9 protein-coding genes are annotated in these 8,922 nt (G+C 62.7%); 6 read left to right on the top strand and 3 right to left on the bottom strand.

Features of this window, described 5'->3' with window-relative positions; all coding sequences use genetic code 11:
* Positions 1–255: 255 nt before the first annotated feature.
* From AC07N6_RS23945 to AC07N6_RS23935, 3 genes are all read right to left on the bottom strand, one after another.
* Positions 256–1,512, bottom strand: a complete 1,257-nt coding sequence (locus tag AC07N6_RS23945; RefSeq protein WP_494783779.1) for an Hsp70 family protein — start codon at positions 1,510–1,512, stop codon at positions 256–258.
* Between the two features lie 202 nt (positions 1,513–1,714).
* Positions 1,715–1,939 carry a CDP-diacylglycerol diphosphatase gene (locus AC07N6_RS23940; RefSeq protein ID WP_494783778.1) on the bottom strand — a complete coding sequence of 75 codons (225 nt, stop codon included), beginning with the start codon at positions 1,937–1,939 and terminating at the stop codon, positions 1,715–1,717.
* A 32-nt stretch (positions 1,940–1,971) separates the two neighbouring features.
* Positions 1,972–2,334, bottom strand: a complete 363-nt coding sequence (locus AC07N6_RS23935) for a MarR family transcriptional regulator (RefSeq protein ID WP_494783777.1) — start codon at positions 2,332–2,334, stop codon at positions 1,972–1,974.
* Positions 2,335–2,539: 205 nt separating this feature from the next.
* Between AC07N6_RS23935 and AC07N6_RS23930 the strand changes: the two genes are divergently transcribed.
* From AC07N6_RS23930 to AC07N6_RS23905, 6 genes are all read left to right on the top strand, one after another.
* Positions 2,540–3,136: a hypothetical protein gene (locus AC07N6_RS23930; protein ID WP_494783776.1), complete on the top strand. Its 597-nt coding sequence runs from the start codon at positions 2,540–2,542 to the stop codon at positions 3,134–3,136.
* Positions 3,137–3,277: 141 nt separating this feature from the next.
* Positions 3,278–3,682 (top strand): ExbD/TolR family protein, encoded by a 405-nt coding sequence (locus AC07N6_RS23925; protein ID WP_141918306.1) that lies wholly within the window; start codon positions 3,278–3,280, stop codon positions 3,680–3,682.
* Positions 3,683–3,684: 2 nt separating this feature from the next.
* Positions 3,685–4,416, top strand: coding sequence for a TonB family protein (locus AC07N6_RS23920; RefSeq protein ID WP_494783775.1), 732 nt, complete (start codon positions 3,685–3,687; stop codon positions 4,414–4,416).
* Between the two features lie 69 nt (positions 4,417–4,485).
* On the top strand, positions 4,486–6,888 hold the full coding sequence (locus AC07N6_RS23915; protein WP_494783774.1) for a TonB-dependent receptor: 2,403 nt from the start codon (positions 4,486–4,488) through the stop codon (positions 6,886–6,888).
* A gap of 68 nt (positions 6,889–6,956) precedes the next feature.
* A complete protein-coding gene (locus AC07N6_RS23910) occupies positions 6,957–7,601 on the top strand; it encodes a MotA/TolQ/ExbB proton channel family protein (RefSeq protein ID WP_494783773.1) in 645 nt (214 codons plus the stop codon).
* A gap of 31 nt (positions 7,602–7,632) precedes the next feature.
* Positions 7,633–8,871, top strand: coding sequence for a phospholipase D-like domain-containing protein (locus AC07N6_RS23905; RefSeq protein ID WP_494783772.1), 1,239 nt, complete (start codon positions 7,633–7,635; stop codon positions 8,869–8,871).
* Positions 8,872–8,922: the final 51 nt, after the last annotated feature.

The raw sequence follows: 8,922 nt of genomic DNA, 5'->3' as shown, positions 1-8,922 counted from the left end.
CGACAAAACAGTGCCTACGATTGAAGTGTTACCTATGTCCCGGCACATTTGTTACCCATGTCCCCGGTCTATACAGCGGGCCAAAGAAAGTGAGCGGCTGCCGGGCCGCACCCGGCGCTCCGCTCCGACCGGAGAAAGATAAGCATTAAGCCAGTACATCGGTCAGCAGCAAGAGCAAACTACCCAGCAAAACCTCAATCCAACACACCAACACGCAGCAAGACCAAACTACTCCCCCACAAAAAACAATAGCCCCTAGCCAAACTTACGCGCAGCATCAATTGCCAAACCACTACCGATACTGCCAAACAAATCCCCCTCAACATGCCTGGCATCCGGCACCAGCGCCCCGATACGCTGGCGCAGCAAGTTCACGCCGGAAGAACCGCCGGTGAAGAACACGCTGTCGATATCGGACGCACGCAGTCCGGCCTGGCGCAACAGGCCCGAAACCGTTTGCTCGACCGACTGCACCAGATGGTCGACGGCGGTGTCGAAATCGGCGCGGTTCAGTTCCAGCGTTTGCGCCGGACGCAGGCGCTGCAAATCCAGCGTGGCCGACTCTTCCGAAGACAGGGCGATCTTGCCGCCTTCCACCTGCAGCGCCAGCCAGTGACCGCAACGCTGGTCCACCACATCGAGCAGGCGCGCGAAGCGCTCGCGGTCGACCGCTTCGCGCGCTACATCCTGCAATTGCTGCCAGGTCTTGCGCGTGTAAAGCTGGTTGATGGTGTGCCAGGTGGCGAGGTTGAAGTAATAGCTGGAGGGCACCTCGGCGTTGCCGGCCAGGCGGCCGCCCAGGCCCAGCAGCGGCATTACGCAGGACAGGCTGAAATATTTGTCGAAATCGGTGCCGCCGATGTGCACGCCGCCATTGGCCAGGATATCGTCGCGCCGCTCCTGGCGCGCCGCGCGCTGCGGCGACAGGCGCACCAGCGAAAAGTCCGAGGTGCCGCCGCCGATGTCGGCGATCAGCACCAATTCTTCGCCGCCGATGCGCGACTCGTAATCGAAGGCGGCGGCGATCGGTTCGAACTGGAATTCGATATCGGTGAAGCCGACGCTGCGCGCGATCTCTTCCAGCGTATCCTGCGCCAATTGGTCGGCGGCCAGGTCGTCGTCGACGAAATGCACCGGACGCCCCATCACCACGCGCGAAAAGGATTGACCGGCGGCGCGTTCGGCGCGCGTCTTGAGCTCGCCGATGAATTGCGCCAGCAAGCCGCGGTAAGGCAGGGCCCGGCCGCCGACTTCGGTCTGGCCGTCGATGGCGCCGGAACCGAGCAGGCTCTTCAGCGAACGCATCAGGCGGCCTTCATAACCGGACAGGTATTCGTTGAGCCCGCTGCGGCCGTAGCTGAATTCGTTTTCGTCGGCGTTGAAGAACACCACCGACGGCAGCGTGGCCCGGCCGTCTTCCAGCGGCAGCAGCAGGGATTGGCCCGCATCTGGACGCAGCCAGCCGACGGTGGAATTGGAGGTGCCGAAATCCACCCCGCATGCGTTGGCCATCGATTACTCCTTCATTTTTGGGCCGGCAATCATATAGAAAAGGGACATGCTTGTCTGCACGGCATTGCTGCCGTGTTTAAAGCAAGCAACATGCCGCCGGGCCATGTTTCCTTGCCGGCAACACGATACGCCCCCTCCAAATGACAATGCCGGAGCGGCGCACTTGCCGCTCCGGCATCATTGGCGGGAACCCGCTGCCGCCTTACCAACGGCAATCGTGGTCCATCAGCACCTCGGCGCTGCCCCTTTCCTGCTGGTCGAAGTTGACCGGCATGTTGACCAGGAAAAAACCGTCGCTGCCGTCTTCCAGGCGAGCGCCGGTCAGCAGCAGCGACTGCGCCGCCATGGCGGCGGCGGCAAAGGCGTCGCGCGCGGCGGCCGGATGTGTCGCCCGTGTGACGATGCGGGGATGATGCGGGGATGGCAAGAAAATGCGTGCAGGCGATGGCGCGCGGGACTTCAGTCGTCGGCGTTGCGGGTTGCCTGCACCAGGCATTTTGACAGCTTGTCGAAATGCAGCCAGGCGGCCTGGCTCAGTTCGACCTGCTTGCGGCGCGGGTCTTCGGTGTCGGCCAGCACGATCCAGCCTTTTTCCCGCATCGACTTGAGGCGGGTGTGCAGCATCGCCGGCGAGCCGAATTCGCTCTGCGCCATCAGGTCGCGCACCGACAGGCGCTGCTGCTCCTTGCCGGCACGGGCGATGAACGCCAGGATCCGGTCTTCCAGCGGATCCAGCGATGCCAACGAAGGCAATCCCCGTAATGCATCGGCCAATTGCAGAAAACGCAGATAGATATCCGCAGGCCTCTTGTCTTTACCCATAGCTACGCTGTTGGCGTTGTTGTGTTTGCGTTTTGGTTGCGCGTTGTTGGTTACGTTATGTCGCTGTTGGCATCTGCTTTTCCACCGTTACAGATTCAATAGCGGATAATACGCCCGGCCTCGCCTTCGCGCAATGTCCTCCACTTTTCCGCCGCGCCGTGCGAGCGATTTAACCACAGCGCGAGATTGCCTGCTGCAGGGCAGCATGGAAATCGGTAACATACGCGCCGTCATGGATGCCCCGCCCAAACCCCAGTCGACCTTGCGCACCCACCTTGCCGCCGTGGCAGGCACCGCCATTTGTTATTTCCTGTTCTACAGCCTCAACGAATGGCTGTTCCGCCAGACCGAATTCACCGAAGGCATCGCCTGGGTCTACCTGCCGGCCGGGGTGCGGCTGATCTGCACCCTGCTGTTTGCCGAGGCCGGCTGCGCCGGCTTGCTGCTGGGCTCGCTGGCCACCGCCGCCACTTACCGACTGTTTCCCCATGACTCCGTCACGGCCGCCGGCTACTGCCTGATCTCGGCGGCGGCGCCTTATCTCGCCTACCGCTTCACCCTCTCGGGCATGGACTTGCGGCGCTCGCTGGCGAACCTGACCACCACCCGGCTGATGGCCTGCATCCTGCTGTATGCGCTGACCAATCCGCTGTTCCAGCTGATCTGGTTCGTCATGCGCGGCGTCTCCCCGCATTTCTGGAGCGGGCTGATCGTGATGTCGATCGGCGACTTGTCCGGCTCCATCATCGTTGCCTACCTGTTCAAATTCCTGCTGTCCTTTATCCGCTTGCCGCGCAGATAAGTCCGCGCCTTCCTCGCCAACAGATCCTTACACCAACCCGGTTGATGTAATACGCACGACATAATTTCTCGGTACGCTGCGCATCGCTATAAAACTTATAGCGTTATGGATCGTATAACAATGCTTCCGAGGAGTTGCAGCATGCGTAGCTGGGATGAACCCAAGAAACGAAAAGCCCGCGTCGAGATCATTCCGATGATCGACGTGATGATGTTCCTGCTGGTGTTTTTCGTGCTCATCAGCATGAATGTGATCCCCGCGCTCGGCCTGAAAACCCAGCTCCCCGGCTCCAGCACCGCGCAAGACCTCAAGCCCCAGGCCAAGGCCATCATCACCATCACCAGGGACGCGCTGCAGGTCGATGGCCAGGATACGCCTGTCGACGGCCTGGTAGCCCGCCTCAAGCAGATCCCCAAGGAAGGCGAGAAGCTGAACCTGATCATCAACAGCGACCGCGGCGTGGAAGTGCAAAAGCTGGTCGATGTGATGGACCAGCTCAAGCACGGCGGTTTCGATTCGATCTCGATCGCCACCCGCAAGCAGTGACCATGCGCACGCCTTTCCTTTTCCGCTTCCGCGAATCGCTGGCAAGCCTGCCGTCGCTGCTGGTGCTGCTGGCGCTGGTGCTGGCCGGCGTGCAGCAAAGCACGCGCCTCAAGCGCCACGAAGACCCGACGCCGATACAGATCGCGCTGTTCGAAGAAGCCCTGCCGGCGCCCAAGCTTGAGACTCCGCCGCCGCCCGAACCGCCGAAAAAGGTCGAGCCGCCCAAGCCGCAGGCCAAACCCGTGCCGGCATCCAAACCCACGCCGGCCCCGGTCGCCCAGGAGCGCCCGGTGACCGATGCGCCCGCGCCATTGGCGGCGCTGCCCCAAGCGGTTGCCAGCACCGCGCCGGCATCGGCGCCCGCCCCCGCGCCGGCCCCACAACCGGCGGCGGCGCAGCCTACGCCTGCGCCGCAACCCAATACTGCCAACGCCGAATCGCAATACGTCGCCAAACTGCGCGCCCACCTCAACAGCATCAAACGCTATCCGACCGGCCGCGAAGCCAGCCAGCTCAGGCCGCAAGGCAAGGTGCGCGTCTGGTTCGTGTTGAAGCGCGATGGTTCGGTGGTCGATCTGGGCATCGACGAATCGTCCAACTCCATGCTGCTCGACGACGCCGCGCGCAAAACGATCAATCGCGCCGCCTTCGCCGCCTTCCCGGAAGGCAGCTGGAGCGGAGAGAACACGCATCGCTTCACCGCCGACCTGGAATTCATTCCTGTTTCCGGATAGTTCCAACGCCGCCGGGCCCGGCGGCGGTATTCCTACAAATGCATCATCACCACTCTCAGGGGAAATAATATGCACTGCAAACTCACCCGGCTATCGCTGCTGATCTCCGGGATCTTCATGGCGGCCGGCACGGCCGCCTACGCCCAAACCGCCGGCACCACCGATGTCGGCACCGTCACCGTGCAAGGCAATGGCGGCACCGCCCAGGCCACCGGCCTGATCCAGCAGGAAGAGTCGCCCAAGGCGCGCAGCTCGGTCAACCGCGACTACATGGAAAAGCAAAGCCCGACCGGCAACCCGTACCAGATGATCAGCCTGCTGCCGGGCGTGAACACCTACGACCAGGACGGCAGCGGCCTGTTCGGCGGCAACATCCGCGTGCGCGGCTTCAACAGCGACCAGCTCGGCTTCACCATCAACGGCGCCCCGGTCAACGACTCCGGCAGCTTCGCGGTCTACCCGCAGGAATACACCGATGCTGAAAACCTGTGCGACATCTTCGTCACCCAGGGCTCGACCGACACCGAAGCGCCGCACGTGGGCGCCTCCGGCGGCAACATCGGCATGACCATGTGCGCGCCGGAAGACCAGCAGCGCGTGCGCCTCTCCACCTCGGTCGGCTCCAACAGCCTGTGGAAGCGTTATGTGCGTTTCGACTCGGGCAAGCTGTTCAATGACCGCTTCAAGTTCTTCCTGTCGTATTCGAAGACCACGGCCGACAAGTTCAAGGGCGCCGGCGGCGCCGACAAGCAGCACATCGACTTCAATAGCAAGCTCGATCTCGGCCAGGGCAGCTTCATCGATGCCGGCTTCATGTACAACAACGCGATCAACAACAACTACCGTTCGCTGACCAAGGCGCAGATCGCCCAGTTCGGCCCCAACTACGACTTCGGCACCAAGGTGCCGGTGCACCAGCCGGGCGTGAACGGCACGGCCCAGAACGACAGCACCTACGCCCCCAATGCCGGCATCAACACCGGCAACAAGGACCTGTACTACGCGTATAACCTGAACCCGTTCAAGAACTGGCTGGCGACCGTCAACGGCCACTTCCAGTTGAGCCCGACGGCCAGCGTCGATGTCAGCCCCTATTTCTGGTACGGCTTCGGCACCGGCGGCAACCAGTTGCAGACGATCACCGAAGGCAATGCCGGCAACCTGCTGGGCGGCGGCGTGCGCGACGTCAACGGCGACGGCGACACCAGGGACACCGTGTTCGCCTACGAAGGCAGCCGCACCCGCACCTACCGCCCCGGCGTGACGCTGAAGTACAACCAGCAGATCGACAACCACAAGCTGATGTTCGGCTACTGGTACGAGCGCGCGCGCCACCAGCAAACCGGCCAGTACACTACCGTCGACAACAACGGCAACATCGCCGACATGTGGCAAAACAATCCCGACCTGTGGCTGCGCAACCAGGACGGCAGCGTCGTGCAATACCGCGACACGCTCACCATCAGCACCGGCAAGTCGGCGTTCTTCCAGGACAGCATCAGCCTGATGAACGACAAGCTCAACGTCCAGGTCGGCGCGCGCTATTCCAGCATCGACCGCGACTTCACCAACAACCCGAGCCAGAGCGCCGGCGGCTTCTACACGGTGAAGAAGTCCTACTCCGACCTGCTGCCCAGCCTGGGCGTGCGCTTCCAGCTCGACCAGGCGCAGTCGGTGTTCTTCAACGCCGCCAAGAACTTCAAGGCGCCGGGCAACTTCTCCTACTTCGGCCTGATTTCTGGCGGCAGCTTCGTCAACGGCGTCTATACCGGCGGCACCGTGCGCAACGTCCCGGTGGACAAGGAAACCTCCTGGAACTACGACCTCGGCTACCGCTACAACACCGACAAGTGGACCTTCTCCAGCTCGGTGTTCTACATCGACTACCGCAACCGCATCGCCACCGCCTACAACCCGGATACCGCGACCAAGACCGACTACAACGTCGGCGACTCGACCTCCAAGGGCCTGGAACTGGAATCCGGTTATGCGTTGACCAGGAACCTGTCGCTGTATGGTTCGCTGTCCTACATCAAGAGCAAGATGAAGGACAACATGAAGGTTGACGCCAGCAACGCGCTGCCCACCAGCGGCAAGGAGTATCCGGATACGCCGAACTGGCTGTCCGGCCTCGCGCTGCAATACCAGCAGGACGGCTGGTATGTGTTCGGCCAGGCCAAGTACACCGGCAACCGCTACACCACGCTGGTCAACGATGACGCCATCGGCGGCTACACCGTGTTCAATGCCGGCGCCGGCGCCACCTTCCCGTCGACCTCCTGGCTCAAGAAACCGACCCTGCGCTTCAATCTCTACAACCTGTTCGACAAGCAATACCTGAACCTGAGTTCGGGCAGCGGCAGCCAGTTCACCACCAACGCCAACGCGGTGGGCAGCATCGCCGGCACCGCGCCGTCGTTCTACATCGGCGCCCCGCGCACCTTCACCGTCACACTGACCGCGGATTTCTGATCGCGGCCAACCCCAGGGGCGGCGGCACGCAAGGGCCGCCGCCCTGAATACCTGCAAAAGAGGCAATCATGAACATGCAATTACTCCACGAACTGGCTTTCTACCTGATGTATGCCTGCGCTGCGCTGGCGATCTTCGTCATCGTCGAACGCGGGCTGTTTTTCGGCTACACCATGCGCCAGGCCACCGGCCTGGAAAAGGCGATGACCCACGCCGTGCAGCATGTGCAGGAATTGCCCGCCGAGCTGACCGCCCGCCCCAGCCTGCCGCTGGCGCTGGTCACCGACATCCTGTCGGAAAAACACAGCCTCCACAGCGAGAAGGACCTGGAAGATTTCAGCGAATCGGTCTACATCGCCAAGCGCGGCGAAGTGCAGCAGCGCCTGTGGATCCTCGACACCATCGTCACCGCCGCGCCGCTGCTGGGCCTGTTGGGCACCATCCTCGGCATCATCGACACCTTCAAGGCGCTGGCCGTCTCGGGCGTGTCCGACCCCGGCCAGGTGTCGCAGGGAATCGGCACGGCACTGTATGCCACGGCGCTGGGCATCGGCATCGCGGTGGTCGGCATGTTCTTCTTCAACCTGTTCCAGGAACGCATCGAGCGCATCAACGACCACCTGAAAGTGCTGATGCTGCGCGCCTGCGTCGGCCGTACCGCCGAACAGCAAGCCAGCGTCCAGCAAGCGCACGGAAAACTGCATATCGCCTGACCGCCCGACACGCCAGCAACCAGAAGATCCCATGCATAAACCCTTACGCCTGTTATCCAGGCTGGCCACGGCAATCGGCCTGGCCTTGTCGCTGCAAGGCGCGGCCCGCGCCGAATTCGCCATTCCCGGTTTCGAGCTGGTGCATACCGTGCCGCGAGAAACCACATTGAGCACCCCCGACCTGCGCGATGCCGCGCTGGTCTGGAAAGAGATGTTCGACAGCGCACAACGCGAGATCGACTTCGGCCAGTTCTACGTGGCCGGCCAGGATGGCGAGGCGCTGGACGACATCATCGCCCACCTCGATGCGGCCGGACGGCGCGGCGTGAAGATCCGCTTCCTGATGGAAAAGAAGGGCGAGTTCGCCTCGGTGGCGGCGACCATCGAGCGGCTCAAGCGCATCCCCAACCTGGAGTTCCGCCAACTGGATTATTCGAAGATGACCGGCAACGGCATCATCCACGCCAAGTACTTCGTGGTCGATGGCGCCAGCGCCTATGTCGGCAGCCAGAACTTCGACTGGCGCTCGTTCTCGCACATCCATGAAACCGGCCTGAAGATCACCGATGCCGCCATCGCCGCGCAGGTGCGGCAGATCTTCGAGATCGACTGGCAAGCGCAAGCCGCGATCGCGGCCGGCCAGGCGCCGGCAATACAAAACCATGCCACCGTGCTGGCCGACGAAAGCCGCGGCAATTACCTGGTGGCCAGCCCCAACGCCTTCAATCCTCCCGGCGTGGGCGACTCGGAAAGCGAACTGGTGCTGCTGGTGGCCGGCGCCAGACAAGAAGTGCGCGTGCAGTTGCTGGACTACGCTCCGCTCTCCTACGGCCCCAACCGCACCCGCCCTTACTACGCGGTGATCGACAATGCCATCCGCGCCGCAGCCGCGCGCGGGGTCAAGATCAAGCTGATGGTGTCGAACTGGAATACCGAACAGCCGGCGATCCGCTACCTGCAAAGCCTGGCCGTACTGCCCAACGTGGAAATCCGCATCGTCACGCTGCCGCGCGCCTCCAGCGGCTTCATCCCGTTCGCCCGGGTGATCCACACCAAGGCCATGAGCATCGACGGCCGCGTCGCCTGGATCGGCACCAGCAACTGGGCCGGCGGCTACCTCGACAAGTCGCGCAACCTGGAAGTGGTGCTGCACGACGAAAAGATGGCGCGCCGCATCGCCGAGCTGCACGAGCAGACCTGGAGCTCGCCCTATGCCGAGGAGATCGATGTGCTGCGGCAGTATCCGAAACCGGTCAAAGGCAAGGAATAGCCAGCGACAGCCGGGCCAGAAAAACGATCAGGCAACATCGGCGGCAAGCCT

Source organism: Herbaspirillum sp. GW821-FHT09A12, from assembly GCF_059418325.1.
Note: the sequence above shows the minus strand (reverse complement) of the source record. Positions and strands in the feature narration are given on the sequence as shown.

Coding starts and splice junctions, on each gene's coding strand:
- AC07N6_RS23945 (WP_494783779.1), bottom strand. CDS start 1,512: ATGGCCAACGCATGCGGGGTGGATTTCGGCACCTCCAATTCCACCGTC.
- AC07N6_RS23935 (WP_494783777.1), bottom strand. CDS start 2,334: ATGGGTAAAGACAAGAGGCCTGCGGATATCTATCTGCGTTTTCTGCAA.
- AC07N6_RS23930 (WP_494783776.1), top strand. CDS start 2,540: ATGGAAATCGGTAACATACGCGCCGTCATGGATGCCCCGCCCAAACCC.
- AC07N6_RS23925 (WP_141918306.1), top strand. CDS start 3,278: ATGCGTAGCTGGGATGAACCCAAGAAACGAAAAGCCCGCGTCGAGATC.
- AC07N6_RS23920 (WP_494783775.1), top strand. CDS start 3,685: ATGCGCACGCCTTTCCTTTTCCGCTTCCGCGAATCGCTGGCAAGCCTG.
- AC07N6_RS23915 (WP_494783774.1), top strand. CDS start 4,486: ATGCACTGCAAACTCACCCGGCTATCGCTGCTGATCTCCGGGATCTTC.
- AC07N6_RS23910 (WP_494783773.1), top strand. CDS start 6,957: ATGAACATGCAATTACTCCACGAACTGGCTTTCTACCTGATGTATGCC.
- AC07N6_RS23905 (WP_494783772.1), top strand. CDS start 7,633: ATGCATAAACCCTTACGCCTGTTATCCAGGCTGGCCACGGCAATCGGC.